Genomic DNA, 20,411 nt, shown 5'->3' with positions numbered 1-20,411 from the left:
CAACCTGGTCTACGACCGATAATTTAAAGGCTAGCGTGTAATCGCGTTGGCTGCGCCTTTTACCCGAATCCATTAAGTCCTCCTGAGGAAAGGTCAGAAGGTGTAAACCTTATTCAGGACGGGACACAACCAACAAAAAGGCCCCGCGAGCGTCAGCTCACGGGGCCTTTGGGTGTTACGCCTGAATCAATGCCGCTTGCGGTTGGTGATCTGGGTGCCGACACCGCTGTCGGTGAAGATTTCCAGCAAGACCGCATTAGGCACTCGTCCATCGATGATGTGCGAGCTATTGACCCCGCCCTGAACCGCTTCCAGCGCGCAACGGATCTTCGGCAGCATGCCGCCGTAGATCGTGCCGTCGGCGATCAGGCCGTCGACCTGTTCGGTGGTTAGTCCAGTCAGGACTTCGCCCTGCTTGTTCATCAGGCCGGCGATGTTGGTCAGCAGGATCAGCTTCTCGGCCTTGAGGGCTTCGGCAACCTTGCCTGCTACCAGATCAGCATTGATGTTGTAGGACTCGCCATCAGGACCCACACCGATAGGTGCGATAACCGGAATGAAATCCCCTTTGACCAGCATGTTCAGCAAGCCGGTATTGACCCCGACCACTTCACCGACCTGACCGATGTCGATGATTTCGGGCTTGGTCATTTCCGGCGTCTGGCGCGTGACGGTGAGCTTCTTCGCACGAATCAGCTCAGCGTCCTTGCCGGTCAGACCGATCGCGCTGCCGCCATGACGGTTGATCAGGTTGACGATGTCCTTGTTGACCTGGCCGCCCAGTACCATCTCCACGACATCCATGGTTTGCGCATCGGTCACCCGCATGCCGTCGATGAAGTGGCTCTCGATGGACAGGCGCTTGAGCAGATCACCGATCTGCGGCCCGCCGCCGTGAACCACTACCGGATTGATGCCCACCGCTTTCATCAACACGATGTCGCGCGCAAAGCCGGTTTTCAGCTCTTCGCTCTCCATGGCGTTGCCGCCGTACTTGATAACCAGCGTCTTGCCGACAAAGCGGCGAATGTAAGGCAGCGCTTCGGAAAGGACCTTGGCTACATTAGAGGCGGCATCGCGTTCGAGGGTCATTCAGGGCTCCAGTCAAAAGGAAAAACAATCAAAATGGCAGGTCGAGATCCGGCGCAACTTTTTTCAGCTCAGCATGGAACACGTCCTTGATGCGCTGCAACTCAGCCTCGGTTTCGGCCTCGAAGCGTAGCACCAGTACCGGCGTGGTATTGGACGCACGGACCAGGCCCCAACCCTTCGGATAGTCCACACGGACACCGTCGATGGTGGTCAGTTTGGCGTCGCCCCACTGCGCATCGGTTTCAAGGGCCTTGATGATGCTGAACTTGGTGACATCCGTCACCTTGATGTTGATTTCAGGCGTCGAAATATCGTTCGGGAAGGTTTCGAACAGGTCTTCGGCATTGGCCGACTCCTGGCTGAGGATCTCCAGCAGGCGTGCTGCGCTGTAGATACCGTCGTCGAAACCGAACCAGCGTTCCTTGAAGAAAATGTGGCCGCTCATTTCGCCTGCCAGCAGCGCACCGCTTTTCTTCATTTCTTTCTTGATCAGCGAGTGACCGGTTTTCCACATCACCGGACGACCGCCATGCTCGCGAATCAGCGGAGTCAGGCGACGTGTGCATTTGACGTCGAAAATGATGTCGGCACCCGGGTTGCGTTTGAGCACGTCCAGCGCGAACAGCATCAACAGGCGATCCGGGTAAACCACATTACCCTCGTTGGTCACGACACCAACACGGTCGCCGTCACCGTCGAACGCCAGACCCAGATCGGCACCGGTTTCCTTGACCTTGGCGATCAGGTCCTGCAGGTTTTCCAGCTTGCCCGGATCCGGGTGGTGGTTGGGGAAGTTGCCGTCCACTTCCGCGAACAAGGAGATCACTTCACAGCCCAGTGCTTCGATCAGTTGTGGGGCGATAACGCCTGCCGCGCCGTTGCCGCAGTCGACCACGACCTTCAGCTTGCGGGCCATGACGATGTCATCCTTGATCTGCTTGAAGTAGCGATCGAGGATGTCGACTTTGGTAATGCTGCCTTTCTGCGAAGTCAGGTTGTTGGTCTTGATACGCTCATGCAGCGCCTGGATCTGCTCGTTGGCCAGGGTATCGCCCGCGATGACGATCTTGAAACCGTTGTAGTCCTTGGGGTTGTGGCTGCCGGTCAGCATCACACCGGTCTTGCCTGCCAGCACGTTGGCGGCGTAATACAGCGCAGGCGTTGGCACCAGGCCCACATCGCTCACATGGCAGCCGCTGTCGTGCAGGCCTTGAATCAGTTGCTGCACCAGTTCCGGGCCGGAAAGGCGACCATCGCGACCGACGCTGACGTTGGGTTCGTTCTGCGCCAGGCTTTCGGAGCCGATGGCGCGGCCGATCCAGTAAGCCGTTTCAGCGTTGAGGGTGTCCCCTACCACGCCACGGATGTCGTAGGCGCGGAAAATAGTCTCGGGAAGGTTGGGTGCCACGGATGCTGGGCTGTTCATAGCGAGGGAATGCTCCGATCTCAGGAAGTCCTGGTTTTCGTCGAGAAGGTCGATATCAAGGATATCGGTATCTTGAAACAGTGGATCGGTCCAGTCGGTGCGTGATGCAGCCACTGTGGACGAAGCACTGCCTTTGACAATATCTGCATCGCGCTGCTCACCGGCAACCAGCACAGGCACTGCCTGGGGTTGACTGCGAAGCGAGACACGAGCAAGGGCCTGGGCCAGACCACTCAGGGCCGGGAGGCTCAAACCGAAGGGTTTGACGGCTTTTCCGCGTGAGAGTTCTTGGAGCAGCTGATCCAGTTGTCGTGCGTCGGCGCAAATACGCCGTTGCAGCGCTCTCTCGCTGCGATGCAAGCCAAGCAGCACGCCTGCTGCAGCAATAACCAGCGCCAGCAGCAAAAGCACGACGGAAGGTGAATTTTTCAGGCCGGGGCCGGGCGTGAATTCGAGTTTCCAGCCGGAATAGCCGGTATCGAACACCTGCGGTTTGCCGCCGTCTGCCTGACCGCGCTGCAGGAAAACCTGTGCAGGCCCGCTACCGAACTGCTGGCTGAGCACCACTTGTCCGGCCTCGGCAGGCAGTGCGGGCAAGGCATTGAGCAAGCGCTGCAGGTCAAAGGCCAGCAGCAATGTGCCCACCACCGGCTGAGTTGCCTCGGCACGTACCGGCGCAGCACTGTAGATCAACCAGCGCTCGCCCACCTTGCGAGCCTCCGGGGCAACGACTTCGCCTTGTGCAGCCTTGTTGAGCATATCCAGCGTGGCAAAGCTTACCGGCAACGCACCCTGCGTATCGACGTCAGCCAGGCCTTTGGGGTAAAGCCGCGCGCCTGCCAGGCCGTCCCAGCGAGTGAAGCGATCCTGTGCTGCCAGCAACGCGGACGCATCATTGCTCTGAAGCGTCTGTGCAAGTGCTGCGCTGGTGGCAGCCGATTGAGTGTCGGCATTGATCTGGTGCAGCGCCAGACCAATGGCTGCCGCCTGACTGCCGCCCCATGCCTGAACAAGCTGATCCTGCTGCTGGGGGCCGGTTATCAACGTAACCCAGACCAGCGCCGCGGCGATTATCAGACCGATTGCCGCAGGCACAAGGCCTGGAGCAAGCCCTTTCAGGCTCGCAGCCGGAGGAGAGTTATCGGCCGCAATAGCGTGCTTTGAAGCGCTGTGCTGACTGCCTTTCACCGACCTCTCCCTGAGCCTTTTTCCAAACCCGGATTATTTGCCGAATGACGATTAATGGCTGCCGGAGTGGCCGAAGCCGCCTGCGCCACGCTGACTTTCGTCGAATGCTTCAACCAGCTCGAAGTGCGCCTGCACCACAGGCACCAACATCAGTTGCGCAATACGCTCGCCCACCGCGATGCTGAATGCAGTCTGGCCGCGGTTCCAGCACGATACCATCAGCTCGCCCTGATAATCGGAGTCGATCAGACCCACCAGGTTACCCAGCACGATGCCATGTTTGTGACCCAGGCCGGAGCGCGGCAGGATCAGCGCAGCAAGGCCCGGATCGCCGATGTAAATCGACAAGCCGGTAGGGATCAGCAGGGTATGGCCGGGCTCGAGGACGGTATCTTCCTTGAGCATGGCACGCAGGTCCAGGCCTGCCGAACCAACAGTGGCGTAGGCCGGGAGTGGAAATTCGTTGCCAATGCGAGGGTCGAGGATCTTGGCTTGTAGAGCGTGCATTCGTAGTTAAACCTGATTCATGCGGTCGGCGATAAAAGTGATCAGCTGGCGGGCAATCTTGGCCTTGCTGGTCTGGGCAAAAAGCGTTGCGTGCAACGCCCGGTCAATCACGCTGCAAGCGTTCTCTTCACTGTTGAAGCCGATGCTGGGGTTGGCGACATCGTTGGCGACAATCAGGTCCAGGTTCTTGTCCTTGAGCTTGCGGGCAGCATAGTCGAGCAGGTGTTCGGTCTCGGCAGCGAAGCCGACGCTGAAAGGTCGGTCCGGGCGGGTTGCGATGGTCGCCAGAATATCCGGATTGCGGACCATCTGCAGCAGCAAGCCGTCACCGTTTGAAGGATCTTTCTTTAATTTGTGCGGGGCGACAACTTCCGGACGGTAGTCAGCCACCGCTGCCGAGGCGATGAACAGGTCACAAGGGATGGCAGCCTCGCACGCCGCCAGCATGTCGCGGGCACTGACCACGTCGATGCGCGAGACGCGATCCGGCGTCGGCAGGTTGACTGGCCCGGTGATCAGCGTGACGCGCGCACCAGCTTCCACAGCCGCTTCGGCCAGGGCAAAACCCATTTTTCCGGAGCTATGGTTGGTGATGTAGCGCACCGGATCGATGTTTTCCTGGGTCGGGCCAGCGGTGATCAGCACATGCTTGCCGGTCAGGGTCAGGCGCTGGAAGCAGTCGGCCGCGCACTGGGCCAGATCGTCGGCCTCCAGCATGCGCCCGAAGCCGACATCGCCGCAGGCCTGACTGCCGGACGCTGGCCCGAACACACGAAAGTCACGCTCTTCAAGCAGCCGGGTATTGGCCTGCACTGAGGCGTCACGCCACATTGCCTGATTCATCGCCGGTGCAATGGCGACGGTGGCATCGGTTGCCAGCACGATGGTGGTCAGCAAGTCGTTGGCGATGCCTTGCGCCAGGCGCGCGATGAGGTCGGCGGTGGCCGGGGCGATCAGGATCAGGTCGGCCCATTTGGCCAGTTCGATATGGCCCATCGCGGCCTCGGCGGCCGGGTCGAGAAGATCCAGATGCACAGGGTGCCCGGACAGGGCCTGCATGGTCAGCGGCGTAATGAACTCTGCTCCGCCTTTGGTCATGACGACACGTACTTCAGCGCCCTGATCGCGCAGGCGGCGGACCAGCTCGGCGCTCTTGTAGGCCGCGATGCCGCCGCCGACGCCAAGAACGATGCGTTTTCGATACAGCCGCTGCATAGACCTGCCTTTTTGGTCGAGTGAATACGCGACGGCCATGACGCCTCCCCAGGCCAGGTCGTCGCGCAAAAAAGATGGGCTAAGATAGCACAGCGACTGCACCGCTACAGCGGTGCCCAACCACATGGAGGTGCTATGAGTATTCGCAGTTGGCCCGCGGCCGAACGCCCGCGGGAACGCTTGTTGGAGTTGGGGGCGGGGAGCCTTTCCGACGCAGAGTTGCTGGCTATTTTTTTACGCACCGGGGTGGCTGGAAAAAGCGCCGTAGACCTTGCCCGTCATCTTCTGAATCAATTCGACGGGCTCAGATCGTTACTGGATGCTGACCTGTCCACGTTTACCTCCCAGCTCGGGCTGGGGCCTGCCAAATTTGCTCAGTTGCAGGCAGTCATGGAGATGGCGCGCCGGCACATGGCCGAGTCCTTGCGCCGTGACTCAGCGCTGGAAAACCCCACTCAGGTGCGCAACTACCTGAAGGCTCAGCTCAGACATGAACAGCATGAAGTTTTCGCCTGCCTGTTTCTGGACAGCAAGCACCGGGTCATGACCTTCGAGATACTGTTTCGCGGGACGATCAACGCCTCCTACGTGCATCCGCGCCAGGTGGTGAAACGAGCGATGGCTCACAACGCTGCCAGCCTGATCCTCTGCCACAACCATCCTTCCGGTATCACAACCCCCAGCCGTTCCGACATCGACCTGACCAAGCGCCTCAAGGAGGCACTGATGCTGGTGGATGTTCATGTGCTGGACCACGTGATCGTGGGCGACGGTGAGCCACTGTCGATGGTGGAACGCGGGTTGATGTAGCGCTCACGCGGAGCAATAGGGCAGGCCTCGGCTTATCGTTCCAACGCTCTGCGTGGTAATGCCGTTCTGGACGCTCTGCGTCCGGTCTTGAGGTGGGCGTGCCAATGCAGGGCATTGGCACGCCAATTACGCAGAGATGCCCAGGTCATTCTGGCGACTTACTTGACCTGCACCTTTTAGAAATCCTGCCTGCCAAACGGGCTGACCTGATAGCCAGTGACGTCCTTGCGTACCAGGGCTGCAGCGGTCGGGTGAGCGAGGGGAATCCACAGCGCCTGCTGTTGAATCTGCTGCTGGGCCTGGTGATACAGTTTGCTGCGCTCGGCCTGATCACTGACTGATTTACCGTCTGCGATCAGCTTGTCCAGTGTCTTGTCGCAATAACGGGCGAAGTTGGTGCCCGACTGCACGGCAGCGCAGGAAAACTGCGGGGTCAGGAAGTTATCCGGGTCGCCATTGTCGCCCGCCCAGCCCATGAACAGCAGGTCATGCTCGCCAGCCTTGGCGCGCCGAATCAGTTCGCCCCATTCGATGATCTTGATCTCGGCATCGATACCGACCTGTTTCAAGTCAGACTGCAGCAGTTGAGCACCCAGACTTGGGTTGGGGTTCAGAAGGCTGCCGGAAGGCCGGGTCCAGATGGTGGTCTTGAAGCCGTTTCTCACACCGGCCTTGGCCAGCAAAGCCTTGGCCTTGGCGACATCGTGCTGATAGCCGGGCAGGTCTTTGGCGTAGCTCCAGGTGTTGGGCGGGTAAGGACCATCGGCCGCCTCGGCGGTGCCTTCAAACACGGCTTTCAGGTAATTGGCCTTGTCGAACGCCAGGTTGATGGCCTGGCGAACTTCCGGCTTGTCGAACGGCGGGTGCTGGCTGTTGATCGCGACAAACGCGGTCATGAATGCTTCAGTCTTCTCGACCTTGAGCGAGTCATCCTCGCTAGCCGCTTTAATGTCCAGAGGCTTGGGCGAAAGCGCTATCTGACACTCGTTCTGACGGACTTTCTGCAGGCGCACATTAGCGTCCGCTGTGATGGCATACACCAAGGTGTCGACATCAGACTTGCCGGCGAAGTAATCCTTGAACGCCTCATAACGCACCACGGCATCTTTCTGGAAGCGCTTGAACACGAACGGCCCAGTGCCGATCGGCTGGCTGTTGAGTTTTTCCGGTGTGCCGGCTTTCAGGAGTTGCGCGGTATATTCGGCCGAGTAGATCGACGCAAACCCCATGCTCAGCGTGGCCAAAAAGGTCGAGTCCGCATGGTTGAGCGTAAAGCGTACGGTGTGTGCATTGGGCGCTTCGATGCTCTTGATCAACGCGGGCAACTGCATGGATTGCGCATGCGGGAAACCGCTCTGGGCGATCTTATGCCACGGGTTCTGCGGGTCGAGCATGCGCTGGAAGCTGAACAGCACGTCATCGGCGCTCAGCTCGCGGGTCGGCTTGAAATAGTCAGTTGTATGGAATTTCACTCCGGAGCGCAGCTTGAAGTCGTAAGTCAGGCCGTCTTTGGACACGGTCCAGCTTTCTGCCAGACTCGGTACCAGCTTGCCGCTCTGGGCATCGAAGTCCACCAGACGGTTCATCAGCACGTCGGCCGATGCGTTGGTGGTGGTCAGCGAGTTGTACTGCACAACGTCGAAGCCTTCGGGGCTGGCTTCGGTACAGACCACAAGGCTCGATGCCTGGGCGGCAATTGGAAGCAGCAACGGAACAAGCAAAAAAGGGAGTGCAGCTAGGCGCATGGCGTTATTTCCTGTTCAGAAAGGGCCCCATCTGCCGGCGCAGTCTGGTGAGGGACTAACCCTAGACCATGTACTGGCGTAGAACAATCGTCACGGTGCGACGAGCGGTCGATTTGCCGGTGCCCCCGCATTGCTTGCGCATACCGCCGCGCAGAGCGGATTCATTCGGGTCAAAGTGCTTTGCCTGTTGTTGCGTCCAAGGGTTTCTGGTATAAAGCAGCGCTCTTTTCTAGGGGCCCGGTTCCTTCACTGTAGGTGTAGCCGGTAAGACCCTTAAAGAAACGCGGCGCCTGGCGCCAAATGACTGAGAGATTAAGCGGCCAACCCATGCCGGGTTGGGCATGTGGTTTTAGAGGGCTGAGGCATGTCGAGAGTATGTCAAGTTACCGGTAAGGGTCCGGTGACTGGGAATAACATTTCCCACGCAAACAACAAAACCCGTCGTCGTTTCCTGCCAAACCTGCAGCATCACCGCTTCTGGGTTGAAGGCGAGAAGCGTTTTGTTCGTCTGCGCGTATCTGCTAAAGGCATGCGTATCATCGACAAGCGTGGCATTGAAGTTGTGCTCGCTGAACTGCGTCGCGACGGCAAAATTTAAGGGAGAGAATCATGCGTGAATTGATCCGTTTGGTGTCGAGCGCTGGTACAGGCCATTTCTACACCACCGACAAGAACAAACGTACTACCCCGGATAAAATCGAAATCAAAAAATTCGATCCGGTTGTACGCAAGCACGTGATCTACAAAGAAGGCAAAATCAAGTAATTGATTCTGTCGGCTACGAAAAAACCCGCCTTGGCGGGTTTTTTTGTGCCTGCGTTCCTGACGTAGCTGCCAGCATTATCCAGGCAGCAAAACGCCCGACGCGATGCGCCGGGCGTTTCAAGTATGGAAGCTGCTGTCGGGCGACGAAGGTACGGCCGCCTGATCAGCCGAAGATGAAGCCGGACACCAGACCGGCCTTGTCGACATTGACGTGCAGACGGTTCGGGTTGAGGTCTTTGGTCGTGATGTCGCCAGGGCCGATGACCTTCTGAAGACCGGTAATTTCACTGATATAGGCTTTGACGGTAGGCACATAGCGGCTGCCTACAAGGTACTGAAGCGCTTGGGCGATAACTTCGTTGGTCATTTTCAAAATCCTTTTTTGAGTGAGTGTCCTCATTGGACGCGCTCAGAATCCTCCAGAAAAACCGATGTGATGCGGTACTTATTTATCTGCAGCCGCCTCAAACACCACATAAATCTTGCGGCATGTTTCCAGCACCTCCCAGGTGCCCTTGAAACCGGCCGGAATCACAAACCGGTCGCCTGCGCGCAGAGTCTTCGCGTTGCCCTGCTCGTCGCGCAGGACTGAAACACCCTGCACAATCTCGCAATACTCGTGCTCTGAATAATTCACCTGCCACTGCCCGGGCTCGCCATTCCAGACGCCCGCGCTCATCTGTCCGCAGGGGCTGTTGTAGTGGTTGTAGAGGGTTTGTGCCGGATCGCCCTTGAAGACCTTTTCCGGAGCAGGACGATAGTGCTCGGCGGCGGTGCTGGCTTCACTGAAGTCGACGATGCTTTCGATGCTCATGATGGCCCCTTGTCCTGAATGCGTTGAAGGTTTGACGTGCGTGCGGTGCGTTAGTGCCTCGACGCGCGTGCTGAGCTGTTTAATAAAATCAACATAAAAGCACCGTAGTGGCTATTTATGTCAAATATATTGGTTTTGTCGGGCCGCTGGTTTAGGGTAACGGCCTTCCTGAAAAATTTCAGATCGTGTCTTTAATCAACCATGACACACCCACATTCAACAAGAGGAGGACATGCAAATGACCACCCTGACTCGTGCTGACTGGGAGCAACGCGCCCAGAATTTGAAGATCGAAGGCCGTGCCTTCATTCAAGGTGAATACACCGCAGCCTCCTCCGGCGAGACGTTTGATTGCATCAGCCCGGTCGATGGCCGGATGCTTGCCAAGGTCGCCAGTTGCGACACCGCTGACGCGCAACGCGCTGTCGACAGTGCGCGCAGCGCCTTCAACTCGGGTGCCTGGTCGCGACTGGCTCCGGCCAAACGCAAGGAAACCATGATTCGTTTCGCCGAGCTGCTCAAGCAAAATGCCGAAGAGCTGGCGCTGCTTGAGACTCTGGACATGGGCAAGCCGATTGGCGACTCGTTCGGTGTCGACATCCCCGGTGCTGCCAGAGCCCTGAGCTGGAGCGGCGAAGCCATCGACAAGCTGTATGACGAAGTCGCCGCAACGCCTCATGACCAACTGGGTTTGGTAACGCGCGAGCCGGTGGGTGTCGTGGCCGCCATCGTGCCGTGGAATTTTCCGCTGATGATGGCCTGCTGGAAGCTGGGTCCTGCGCTGTCCACTGGCAACTCGGTCATCCTCAAGCCATCGGAAAAATCTCCGCTGACGGCCATTCGTATCGCGCAACTGGCCATCGAGGCAGGCATTCCTGCGGGCGTGCTCAACGTATTGCCGGGTTACGGTCATACCGTCGGCAAGGCGTTGGCGCTGCATATGGACGTGGATACCGTGGTGTTTACCGGTTCGAGCAAAATCGCCAAGCAACTGATGATTTACGCTGGCGAGTCGAACATGAAACGCGTCTGGCTGGAAGCCGGTGGCAAGAGCCCGAATATCGTCTTTGCCGACGCGCCGGATTTGCAGGCCGCCGCCGAAGCCGCCGCCAGCGCAATTGCTTTCAATCAGGGCGAGGTCTGCACTGCCGGGTCGCGGCTGCTGGTCGAGCGCTCTATCAAGGAGCGCTTCCTGCCGATGGTGATTGAGGCATTAGCCACCTGGAAGCCCGGCAATCCGCTGGACCCTGCGACCAATGTGGGCGCGCTGGTCGATACCCAGCAGATGAATACCGTGTTGTCCTACATCGAAGCGGGCCACGCCGATGGTGCCAAGCTGGTTGCGGGCGGCAAGCGCATTCTGCAGGAGACCGGCGGCACCTATGTCGAGCCGACCATTTTCGACGGTGTGAACAACGCGATGAAAATCGCTCAGGAAGAAATCTTCGGCCCGGTGCTTTCGGTGCTGACGTTCGACAGCGACGAAGAGGCGATACAGATAGCCAACGACACGCCTTATGGCCTGGCTGCTGCCGTGTGGACCGCCAATATCTCCAGGGCACACCTGAGCGCCAAGGCACTGCGTGCGGGCAGCGTATGGGTCAATCAATACGACGGCGGCGATATGACTGCCCCGTTCGGTGGTTTCAAGCAGTCAGGCAGCGGTCGCGACAAATCGCTGCACGCCTTCGACAAATATACCGAGCTGAAATCCACCTGGATCAAGCTGTAAGTCAGGAGCGTGACACCTATCGTGCCGACGCTCCAGCGTCGGTACGCCGTTCTGGACGCTCTGCGTCCGGTCTCGCGTTTGCAGCGCGGCGCAGATTTGTGACGCGGAGCCTCACGCACGGCATTCCCACGCTGAGCGTGAGGAACGATAACCTCAACTATCATGCGACGCTCTGTACGCTCTGCGTCCGGTCTTGATTGTGCAGTGAGGGCAGGCAGGAGCTTGAAAATGCGTTGGGGTACTTATTTTGCCGTGCTGGCGTCCGTGCTGGGCGTCGGGCTGGCAATGGGCGTCAGCATGCCGCTGGTTTCATTGCGTCTGGCAGGCTGGGGTTACGGCTCGTTTGCCATTGGCATCATGGCGGCGATGCCTGCGGTAGGTGTGCTGGTGGGTGCGGCACTGGCCAGTCGTCTGGCCGCGCGCTTCGGTACGGCCAACCTGATGCGCCTGTGCCTCTGGGGCGGCGCCGTGTCGGTCGGCGCACTGGCGTTGCTGCCGTATTACGGGATCTGGCTGGTCTTGCGCCTGACGCTCGGGGTTATTCTGACCATCGTCTTCGTGTTGGGTGAAAGCTGGATCAACCAACTGGTGATCGAGCGTCTGCGCGGGCGGCTGGTCGCGCTGTATGGCAGCACCTACGCCTTGAGCCAACTGGCTGGCCCGCTGTTACTAGGGGTTATCGGCACTCAGGCCGACTACGGCTTCTGGATTGGTGTGCTGCTACTGGTCGGCTCCCCGTTCCTGCTGCTGGGTCGCACGGGTGCGCCATCGACCGAATCCTGCAACGTGACCTTCACTGATCTTGCGGGCTTCTGTCGCGGCATGCCCGCTATCGCCTGGGCGGTGGCGCTGTTCGCTGCATTCGAAGCCTTGATCCTCACGCTGCTGCCGCTCTACTGCATACGCCACGGGTTCACCCCGGAAATCGCCCTGATCATGGTCAGTGTGGTGGTGATAGGTGACGCGTTACTGCAGCTGCCGATCGGCATGCTCGCTGATCGCTTCTCGCGCCGCGCAATGTTTACTGGATGCGCCGCCTTGTTGCTGGCGTCCAGTCTGCTGGTGCCGTTACTGATCGATACCGTTCTGATCTGGCCGCTCTGGACAGTGTTCGGTGCCAGTGCCGGCGGGCTGTTTACCCTGTCGTTGATCCTGATCGGCGAGCGTTATCGCGATGACTCACTGGTCCGCGCCAATGCGCATGTCGCTCAGCTGTGGGGCATCGGGTGCCTGATCGGGCCCCTGATAGCAGGCGCGGGCAGTCAGTGGGTCAGCGGCGAGGCCTTGCCGCTGCTGATGGCGGCAGGTGCCTTTGGCCTGCTGATTCTGATCAGGCGACGCGGGGCGTTCGGGGTTGCCCAGGCTGCACCCGCCTAAAGCATTCTTTCCAGGCCGATGGCACGGCTCATCCACGCGTTGAAACGCCGCCACCAGTCACCGGGTTCGGTATGCAGCGTGTGGATCTGGCCATTGTCTTCGGTCACCCACACCACTTTGCCATCCTCAAGCTTCGCCTGGTAAGTGAGCGACGGAGCCATGCCTTGCAGCGTCAGTTCGCGCAGCTCTTCGGCCAGTTGCGGACTGTCGACCAGCACGCCGACTTCGGTGTTCCACAGCACAGAACGCGGGTCGAAATTGAATGAGCCGACAAATATTTTCTGCCGATCGAAGATCATCGCCTTGCTGTGCAGGCTTGATTCTGAACTGGTCAACGAGCTGCTTTTCTTGAACAAGTGCGGACCGCTGCCGCGCATGGTTTCGGTATCGCCAGGCTGGCGGCGCAGTTCGAACAGCTTCACGCCATGCTCCAGCAGCGCCTTGCGGTAAGGCGCATAACCGCCATGCACGGCAGGCACGTCGGTGGCTTCCAGTGAATTGGTCAACAGGCTGACGTTGACGCCGGCATCGGCACGGCCGGTCAGGTACAGCAAACCTTCCTGGCCCGGTACAAAGTACGCCGAAATCAGCATCAGTTCCTTGCGAGTGTTCAGCAGCTCGGGGGCCAGTTGCGTGGTCAGCAGCAGGTGCGGATCCGGATCACCCTGCGCCAGTACTTTGGTCGGTGCGTCCCACAATGCCTGGTTGTGCGCCCAGACCAGCTCGTTGAGCCAGGTCTTCATGCGTGGCTGAGTTTTGTAGGCCATCAATCGCTCATACAGGGCCTTGTGTTGCTGATGCGCCTGCTCCAGCGAATCGTCCAGCCGCTGCCGGGCCTGGGCCAGATCCTCACCGTCGGGCAGGAAGTACATGAACGCATCGATGGGCTTGCTGAGCGTGCTGTTCCAGTATTGATCGAAGCTGTGGCCGAGCTGTTCGGCGACCGGTCCTACGCTCAGCATGTCGATATCGGTGAAGTTCAGGTTCGGTTCGGCGTCGAAGTATTCATCGCCCAGATTGCGCCCGCCAACGATGGCCACACTGCTGTCGGCCAGCCACAGCTTGTTGTGCATGCGTCGGTGCTGACGCGACAGGTTCATCAAGCGCCCCAGGCTGCGCGTGATGCCGGTCTCGCGCCCCAGATTTTGCGGGTTGAACAGGCGAATCTGAATGTTCGGGTGCGCGGCGAGGGTGGCGATGGCCTGATCCAGCCCGTCGCTGGTGGTGTCGTCGAGCAGGATGCGCACCCGCACGCCACGGTCTGCCGCTTTGAGCAGTTCGTCGATCAGAGCGCGCGTGCTCAGGCCGTCATGGACGATGTAATACTGCAGGTCGAGGCTGCTTTTGGCGTTACGGATCAGTTCGGCGCGCGCCTTGAATGCATCGCTGCTGTCGGGCAGCAGGCGAAAGCCGGAACGCCCGCCGTGGGGCATCGCCATGGCTTGAATAGAGCGGCCGAAAGCAGAACTCGAGGGCGGCATGGCCTGGCTTGGCTCGCTGGCAATTTGCTGGTGCGCGCAACCGCTGACGCACAGTGCAACCAGCAGGCAAAAGGGCAAGGCCCAGGAGTTATTCAAATTGATCTTCCGCGTCTGTACATGGCTCGACTTGGCGTTATGACCCGAAAAACCGGGAAAGATTTGCCAGCGTCAGTCAGTTTGCGCATTCAGTAGTGCAATTGTCTCGCCCACGATACGCACAGCGTTCTCGATTTCGCGGCTCGGTTTGGCCGCGAAGTTCATGCGCATGCAGTTACGGTACTTGCCCGAGGCGGAAAAAATACTGCCCACCGCGATCTGTACACCCTTGCCCAGCAGCGCGCGGTTCAGGCGCAGCGTGTCGAAGCCTTCGGCCAGTTCCACCCACAGCATGAAACCGCCTTGCGGGCGGCTGGCGCGGGTGCCTTCGGGAAAGTAGCGCATCACCCAGTCGATCATCTGGTCACGACTGCGCTGGTATTGGGTTCTCATGCGCCGTACATGCGGCTCGTAATGGCCGCCTTCGATAAAGTCGGCGATGGCCAACTGTGGCTGCGGTGCAGTCGAGCCGGTGCCGATGTATTTCATGTGCAGCACCTGCTCCAGATACCGCCCCGGCGCTACCCAGCCAATCCGCAGCCCGGGCGCCAGGGTCTTGGAAAACGAGCTGCACAGCAGAACACGACCATCTTCATCGAAGGATTTGATGGTGCGCGGGCGAGGGTAGTTGTAAGCAAGATCGCCATACACATCGTCCTCGATGATCGCCACATCGAAACGTTGTGCCAGCGTCAGCAACGCACGTTTGCGGGCTTCGGGCATCACGTAACCCAGCGGGTTGTTGCAATTGGGCGTCAGTTGAATGACCTTGATCGGCCATTGCTCAAGGGCCAGTTCCAGCGCCTCGAGGCTGATGCCAGTCAATGGGTCGGTAGGGATTTCCAAGGCCTTCATGCCCACGCCCTTGAGCGTCTGCATGGCACCAAAGAAGCTGGGCGAGTCCACTGCAACGATGTCACCCGGCGAGCAGATGGCCCGAACGCTCGCTGACAGCGCTTCATGACAGCCATTGGTGACGATCAGGTCATTGGCGGTCAGGTTGCAGCCTGAGTCGAGCATCAGTCGGGCGATTTGCTCACGCAGCCTGCGCACGCCGTAGATGTTGTCGTAATACAGCCCCGGCATGTCTTGGTGTCGACTCAACTGACTCAGCGCGCGCATCAACGGTTTCAGGGTAGGGCTGGTGACATCGGGCATGCCGCGCCCCAGTTGCGTGACCGCTTCGAGAGGTGCCACCCGAATCAGGTCGAGCACCTGATCCCATTGAGAGATATCCACAGGCCGCTGGACCGGTCGCCCAACAGCAGGCAGCGCAGGTGCCGCTCGACTGACCGATACGAAATAGCCGGATTTGGGTTTCGGCGCTGCCAGGCCGTTGTCCTCCAGCACCCGATACGCTTGCTGCACGGTGCTCAGGCTGACGCCATGTTCGACACTTAACGCGCGCACCGATGGCAGGCGGTCGCCGGGGCGGTAGAAGCCGTTTTCGATCCGCGAGCCGAGCAGTTCGGCGAGGTTGACGTAAAGCGTCATGGCGTACTCTCAAATCGGTGAGCGTGGTCTAGCAATACAGATTGGGCAAAAATATAGCATTCAGTGCTGTTTTTTCCTCATCTGTATGGAAAATATAACTGGTTTTTGAATCTGTAATGGTTTGCCCGTTCGTTTCATCATAGACCCACACCCACCCAGGATGAGGGAATCGGAAATGAACGGGTTCAGCGATGTACGCCTTGCGCTTCACAGCCAGGAATTGAATGACTATCGGCCAACTGCGGTCAGAACGGTCCGCTCGAACGAGGCCGATCTGCTGGCGGGCATGGGTCGTTTGGCACTGTATCGTCACCGCTGGACCTCCCGCCGCACCTTGCTGGAGCTGACGGACGATCAGTTGCGCGACATCGGGCTGGATTTCCAGCAGGCGCGGGTCGAAGCGATGAAACCGTTCTGGAGGCCCTGAGCCTTTCAGCGCAGCTCTTTGAGCTGGTGCCAGAGCATGCCCAATGCCAGTAACGGCGAGCGCAAGTGCTTGCCGCCCGGAAAGGTCACGTGTGGCACTTTGGCGAATAACTCGAAGCCATCGCTGTGTTGCCCGGCGATGGCTTCGGCCAGCAAGCGACCCGCAAGGTGTGTTGCGTTCAGGCCATGGCCGGAGTAGGCCTGAGCATAAAACACGTTGGGGTGCTGCTTGAGCCGGCCAATTTGCGGCAGGCGATTGGCACCGATGCCGATCATTCCGCCCCACTGGTAATCGATGGCCACGCCTTCCAGTTGCGCAAACACATCCAGCATCTTCGGTCGCATGTACGCGGCGATGTCCTGCGGGTCGCGGCCCGAGTAGTGACAGGCGCCCCCGAACAGCAAACGGCGATCCGCTGACAGTCGGTAGTAGTCCACTGCCACGCGCTGATCACAGACCGCCATGTCCTGCGGCAGCACTTCCCGGGCCTGAGCCTCGCTCAAGGGCTCGGTCGCGATGATGTAACTGCCTGCGGGCAATACCTTGCCGCTTATTTCCGGATTCAGGTCGTTGAGGTAAGCGTTGCAGCCCAGTACCAGCGTTTTCGCCAGCACCGCCCCCTGAGCCGTATGTACCTTGACCTGCGGGCCGTAGTCGATTCTCGTCACCGCAGAATGTTCGAACAGCCGAACGCCCAGTGACTGCGCTACGGCAGCCTCTCCCAACGCCAGATTCAACGGGTGCAGATGCCCGGAACCCATGTCGATCAAACCGCCGACATAACGGTCGGAGCCCACGACACTGCGCATCTGATCGGCTTGCAGCAACTTAAGCTCATGACGGTAACCCAGGCTGCGCAGTTCATCGGCATCTTCGGCAAGGCTGTGCAGGTCGCGCGGCTTGTTGGCCAGGTCGCAATAACCCCATTTCAGGTCGCAACCGATAGCGTGCCGCTCGATGCGCTGACGCACGATCTCGACCGCCTCGATGCCCAGCAGCTTGAGCTGGCGCACACCTTCGCTGCCGATGACATTGGCGAACTGCTCGACGCCGTGACCGACCCCGCGAATCAGCTGGCCGCCATTGCGTCCGCTGGCACCCCAGCCAATTTGGCGTGCCTCAAGCAGCGCGACACTCAGCCCGCGCTCGGCCAGCTCGATGGCAGTGTTGAGGCCAGAGAATCCGCCGCCCACCACGCACACATCAACCTTCAACTCGCCTTGCAGCGCAGGGTGATCCGGTTGCGGATGGCTGCTGGCGGCGTAGTAGGAGGCAACATGCTGGTCGTCGTGAAGAGTCGGGTGCTGAACGCGGGCGTTCATGAGCGGGTCCTGTTGGTGGCGGTTTACGTGTGGGGAGGATAAGCCGCTGTCATGAGCCTGCCAACTGGGGCAAACTCAGCGCATTGTGTAGGAATGGTTGATTCAATGAGCTGCAACCGTCAGAAAATAAGTGATCTGCGCCGCCAGATTCCCTCGTTCGAATGTGTGCCAGGCTGCCACGACTGCTGCGGTCCGGTTACCACGTCGCCCGAAGAAATGTCGCGCCTGCCGCGCAAGACTGCCGCCGAACAGGACGCCGCGCTCGATGAGCTCAATTGCGTGCACCTTGGCCCACAGGGCTGCACCGTGTATGACGAACGCCCGTTGATCTGCCGTCTGTTCGGCACCACCGACAGCCTGCCATGCCCGAATGGCCGTCGCCCGGTCGAACTGATTCACCCGCGGGTAGAGAAGCAGATACACGAATATATGGCTTCCACCCGACAAGTGCTGGTCTAGGCTCTGTACGTAAAGTGGCTGCGCTCGGTGATGCTGCGTTAAAGACAGGCTCGAGCGCGAGTCCGATCGGAATGCTCATTTACAACACGTAGAGTCGAGCGCGACCCCGGCCGTTCCTCGCCTGTTTTTGCCTTGCCTGACCTTCGCTCGCCGACTTTTCGTACAGGACCTAGCGCAATCAGTCGGCAATCGGCAGGTTCAGGCTCTCTTTCACTTCTTCCATCACGATATAGCTCTTGGACTCTCGCACGTGCGGCAGTTTGAGCAGGATATCGCCCAGTAGTTTACGGTAGGACGCCATCTCGGAAATGCGCGCCTTGACCAGGTAGTCGAAGTCGCCTGATACCAAGTGGCACTCCAGCACATGCGGAAGCTTCAACACGGCACGGCGAAACTCCTCGAAGGTATCGCCGGACTTGTAGTCCAGACTGATTTCCACAAACACCAGCAGGCTGGCCTTCAGGCTTTGCGGGTTCAGACGGGCGTTGTAGCCCATGATGATCCCCTCGCGTTCCAGCCTGCGAACCCGCTCGGTACAGGGAGTGGTCGAGAGGCCGACGCGCTCGCCCAGTTCGGTAAACGAGATACGCCCATCTGCCTGGAGGATACGCAGGATATTGCGATCGATCTTGTCCAGTTCACGATTGGACTGGTGTTGAGTGCGCATGGGTTATTTCCCCTCTAACAAAGCGTTTATCGCCGGGAATAAACGCCAAATATAGATGTTTATACAGTGAGAAGCACTGCCCATTGCTCAATATACTGCGCACATTCTTGCTTAAAACTTCGAAACGTCAGCGGATATCCGCGATGAGGTCATCTACATGCGCGTTCTGGTTCTTGGAAGTGGTGTAATCGGTACAACCAGTGCTTATTATCTGGCGCGTGCCGGTTTTCAGGTGACCGTGGTAGACCGCCAGCCAGCCGCCGCCATGGAGACCAGCTTTGCCAATGCCGGCCAGGTCTCGCCAGGCTATGCCTCGCCATGGGCCGCGCCGGGTGTTCCGCTGAAGGCGATCAAATGGTTGCTGCAGCGCCACGCGCCATTGGCGATCAAGGCCACGGCAGATATCGATCAATACCTGTGGATGGCGCAGATGCTGCGCAACTGCACCGCCAGCCGCTATGCCGTGAACAAAGAGCGCATGGTGCGCCTGTCCGAATACAGCCGTGATTGCCTCGATGAACTGCGCCTGGAAACCGGCATTGCCTACGAAGGGCGCAGCCTGGGCACTACCCAGTTGTTCCGCACTCAGGCGCAACTGGACAACGCCGCCAAGGATATTGCCGTGCTCGAGCAATCCGGTGTCCCCTACGAGCTGCTGGATCGCGACGGCATAGCCCGTGTCGAGCCCGCGCTGGCAGGTGTGACCGGCATTCTCAGCGGTGCACTACGCTTGCCCAATGACCAGACCGGCGATTGCCAGTTGTTCACCACGCGTCTTGCAGAAATGGCCGTAGAGCTGGGGGTCGAGTTCCGCTACGGACAGAACATCGAGCGCCTCGACCACGCTGGCGACCGCATCAATGGTGTGTGGATCGACGGCAAGCTGGAAACAGCCGACCGCTACGTGCTGGCGCTGGGCAGCTATTCTCCGCAACTGCTCAAACCGCTGGGCATCAAGGCTCCGGTTTACCCGCTGAAGGGCTATTCGCTGACGGTGCCGATCACTGACCCGGCCATGGCCCCGACCTCGACCATTCTCGATGAAACCTACAAGGTCGCCATCACCCGCTTCGATAACCGCATCCGGGTCGGCGGCATGGCGGAAATCGCCGGTTTCGACCTGTCGCTCAACCCACGTCGACGCGAAACACTGGAGATGATCGTCGGTGACCTCTATCCTCAGGGTGGCGACCTGACCCAGGCCAGTTTCTGGACCGGGTTGCGTCCGACCACTCCCGATGGCACACCGATTGTGGGTGCAACACCGTTCCGTAACCTGTTCCTCAATACCGGCCATGGCACATTGGGCTGGACGATGGCGTGTGGTTCCGGTCGCTTGCTGGCAGACCTCATTGCCCGCAAGACACCCCGTATCAGTGCCGAAGGTCTCGATATCTCTCGTTACGGCAACACTCAGGAGAATGCACAGCATGTCAATCCAGCGCCAGCTCACCAATGAGCGCATGAGTCAGGTCGTTGTCCACAACGGCACCGTCTATCTGTCGGGCCAGGTCGGCGATGACATGACAGCAGGTGTCGAGCAACAGACCCGAGAGGTTCTGAACAGTATCGAGCGCCTGCTCGACCTGGCCGGCACTGACAAGACTCGCATTCTGTCAGTCACTATTTACCTGAAAGACATCGACGCCGACTTCGCAGGCATGAATAGCGTCTGGGACAAATGGCTGCCCAAGGGTTTCGCGCCTGCGCGTGCAACCGTCGAGGCCAGGCTGTGCGAGCCGGAAATCCTTGTCGAGCTGTCGGTTGTCGCCGCGCTGCCTTGAGTCTGCTGCC

20 protein-coding genes are annotated in these 20,411 nt (G+C 59.4%); 9 read left to right on the top strand and 11 right to left on the bottom strand.

All coding sequences use genetic code 11. From position 1 onward, the window contains the following. Positions 1-186 precede the first annotated feature (186 nt). The 4 genes from argB to coaBC are packed head-to-tail and all read right to left on the bottom strand — an operon-like array spanning position 187 to position 5,428. Positions 187-1,092 carry an acetylglutamate kinase gene (gene argB / locus RGM3321_RS15610; protein ID WP_002551508.1) on the bottom strand — a complete coding sequence of 302 codons (906 nt, stop codon included), beginning with the start codon at positions 1,090-1,092 and terminating at the stop codon, positions 187-189. 28 nt (positions 1,093-1,120) lie between these two features. Then, positions 1,121-3,706 carry a phosphomannomutase/phosphoglucomutase gene (locus tag RGM3321_RS28495; protein WP_347880976.1) on the bottom strand — a complete coding sequence of 862 codons (2,586 nt, stop codon included), beginning with the start codon at positions 3,704-3,706 and terminating at the stop codon, positions 1,121-1,123. Between the two features lie 51 nt (positions 3,707-3,757). Beyond that, positions 3,758-4,213, bottom strand: a complete 456-nt coding sequence (dut, locus tag RGM3321_RS15600) for a dUTP diphosphatase (protein WP_244393798.1) — start codon at positions 4,211-4,213, stop codon at positions 3,758-3,760. Between the two features lie 6 nt (positions 4,214-4,219). Next, positions 4,220-5,428 carry a bifunctional phosphopantothenoylcysteine decarboxylase/phosphopantothenate--cysteine ligase CoaBC gene (gene coaBC, locus RGM3321_RS15595; protein WP_244393807.1) on the bottom strand — a complete coding sequence of 403 codons (1,209 nt, stop codon included), beginning with the start codon at positions 5,426-5,428 and terminating at the stop codon, positions 4,220-4,222. 135 nt (positions 5,429-5,563) lie between these two features. Between coaBC and radC the strand changes: the two genes are divergently transcribed. Continuing rightward, complete coding sequence (radC, locus tag RGM3321_RS15590) at positions 5,564-6,238, top strand: DNA repair protein RadC (RefSeq protein WP_244393797.1); 675 nt, start codon at positions 5,564-5,566, stop codon at positions 6,236-6,238. 176 nt (positions 6,239-6,414) lie between these two features. Here radC and RGM3321_RS15585 read toward each other — a convergent pair whose 3' ends face one another. Continuing rightward, entirely contained in the window at positions 6,415-7,983 is a 1,569-nt protein-coding gene (locus tag RGM3321_RS15585) for an ABC transporter substrate-binding protein (protein ID WP_244393796.1), read from the bottom strand. A gap of 364 nt (positions 7,984-8,347) precedes the next feature. Here RGM3321_RS15585 and rpmB point away from each other — a divergent pair, with 364 nt between their 5' ends. Together rpmB and rpmG are read left to right on the top strand one after the other, a co-directional pair. Next, positions 8,348-8,581, top strand: a complete 234-nt coding sequence (gene rpmB / locus RGM3321_RS15580) for a 50S ribosomal protein L28 (protein ID WP_002551514.1) — start codon at positions 8,348-8,350, stop codon at positions 8,579-8,581. 11 nt (positions 8,582-8,592) lie between these two features. Then, positions 8,593-8,748 carry a 50S ribosomal protein L33 gene (rpmG, locus tag RGM3321_RS15575; RefSeq protein WP_002551515.1) on the top strand — a complete coding sequence of 52 codons (156 nt, stop codon included), beginning with the start codon at positions 8,593-8,595 and terminating at the stop codon, positions 8,746-8,748. Between the two features lie 163 nt (positions 8,749-8,911). On the opposite strand, the gene RGM3321_RS15570 is transcribed toward rpmG, so the two are convergent. Both RGM3321_RS15570 and RGM3321_RS15565 read right to left on the bottom strand, forming a co-directional pair. Beyond that, the gene (locus RGM3321_RS15570) at positions 8,912-9,115 is read right to left on the bottom strand and encodes an I78 family peptidase inhibitor (protein ID WP_244393795.1); all 204 of its coding nucleotides are present in this window, start codon (positions 9,113-9,115) and stop codon (positions 8,912-8,914) included. A gap of 78 nt (positions 9,116-9,193) precedes the next feature. After that, complete coding sequence (locus tag RGM3321_RS15565) at positions 9,194-9,562, bottom strand: cupin domain-containing protein (RefSeq protein WP_004666557.1); 369 nt, start codon at positions 9,560-9,562, stop codon at positions 9,194-9,196. A gap of 238 nt (positions 9,563-9,800) precedes the next feature. Between RGM3321_RS15565 and RGM3321_RS15560 the strand changes: the two genes are divergently transcribed. Together RGM3321_RS15560 and RGM3321_RS15555 are read left to right on the top strand one after the other, a co-directional pair. Next, positions 9,801-11,294, top strand: coding sequence for an aldehyde dehydrogenase (locus tag RGM3321_RS15560; RefSeq protein WP_244393794.1), 1,494 nt, complete (start codon positions 9,801-9,803; stop codon positions 11,292-11,294). 228 nt (positions 11,295-11,522) lie between these two features. Next, complete coding sequence (locus tag RGM3321_RS15555) at positions 11,523-12,671, top strand: MFS transporter (RefSeq protein WP_244393793.1); 1,149 nt, start codon at positions 11,523-11,525, stop codon at positions 12,669-12,671. On the opposite strand, the gene RGM3321_RS15550 is transcribed toward RGM3321_RS15555, so the two are convergent. Next, positions 12,668-14,248 (bottom strand): phospholipase D family protein, encoded by a 1,581-nt coding sequence (locus RGM3321_RS15550; protein WP_244393792.1) that lies wholly within the window; start codon positions 14,246-14,248, stop codon positions 12,668-12,670. The genes RGM3321_RS15555 and RGM3321_RS15550 overlap by 4 nt on opposite strands. Before the next feature lie 72 nt (positions 14,249-14,320). Next, positions 14,321-15,742 carry a PLP-dependent aminotransferase family protein gene (locus RGM3321_RS15545; RefSeq protein ID WP_016982489.1) on the bottom strand — a complete coding sequence of 474 codons (1,422 nt, stop codon included), beginning with the start codon at positions 15,740-15,742 and terminating at the stop codon, positions 14,321-14,323. 175 nt (positions 15,743-15,917) lie between these two features. Here RGM3321_RS15545 and RGM3321_RS15540 point away from each other — a divergent pair, with 175 nt between their 5' ends. After that, positions 15,918-16,169 carry a DUF1127 domain-containing protein gene (locus RGM3321_RS15540; RefSeq protein WP_244393791.1) on the top strand — a complete coding sequence of 84 codons (252 nt, stop codon included), beginning with the start codon at positions 15,918-15,920 and terminating at the stop codon, positions 16,167-16,169. 5 nt (positions 16,170-16,174) lie between these two features. Here RGM3321_RS15540 and RGM3321_RS15535 read toward each other — a convergent pair whose 3' ends face one another. Beyond that, complete coding sequence (locus RGM3321_RS15535; protein ID WP_244393790.1) at positions 16,175-17,491, bottom strand: FAD-binding oxidoreductase; 1,317 nt, start codon at positions 17,489-17,491, stop codon at positions 16,175-16,177. Between the two features lie 105 nt (positions 17,492-17,596). Between RGM3321_RS15535 and RGM3321_RS15530 the strand changes: the two genes are divergently transcribed. Continuing rightward, positions 17,597-17,950 carry a YkgJ family cysteine cluster protein gene (locus tag RGM3321_RS15530; RefSeq protein WP_004655325.1) on the top strand — a complete coding sequence of 118 codons (354 nt, stop codon included), beginning with the start codon at positions 17,597-17,599 and terminating at the stop codon, positions 17,948-17,950. A gap of 178 nt (positions 17,951-18,128) precedes the next feature. Here the strand turns inward: RGM3321_RS15530 and RGM3321_RS15525 are convergent, their stop codons facing one another. Further along, the gene (locus RGM3321_RS15525) at positions 18,129-18,617 is read right to left on the bottom strand and encodes an Lrp/AsnC ligand binding domain-containing protein (RefSeq protein ID WP_004655323.1); all 489 of its coding nucleotides are present in this window, start codon (positions 18,615-18,617) and stop codon (positions 18,129-18,131) included. Positions 18,618-18,774: 157 nt separating this feature from the next. Between RGM3321_RS15525 and dadA the strand changes: the two genes are divergently transcribed. Beyond that, on the top strand, positions 18,775-20,076 hold the full coding sequence (gene dadA / locus RGM3321_RS15520; RefSeq protein WP_005744838.1) for a D-amino acid dehydrogenase: 1,302 nt from the start codon (positions 18,775-18,777) through the stop codon (positions 20,074-20,076). Then, positions 20,048-20,401 (top strand): RidA family protein, encoded by a 354-nt coding sequence (locus tag RGM3321_RS15515; protein ID WP_244393789.1) that lies wholly within the window; start codon positions 20,048-20,050, stop codon positions 20,399-20,401. Before dadA ends, RGM3321_RS15515 begins: the two co-directional genes overlap by 29 nt. Positions 20,402-20,411 lie beyond the last annotated feature (10 nt).

The sequence above is a fragment of the Pseudomonas sp. RGM 3321 genome (assembly GCF_022836805.1).
Lineage (GTDB): Bacteria > Pseudomonadota > Gammaproteobacteria > Pseudomonadales > Pseudomonadaceae > Aquipseudomonas.
Note: the sequence above shows the minus strand (reverse complement) of the source record. Positions and strands in the feature narration are given on the sequence as shown.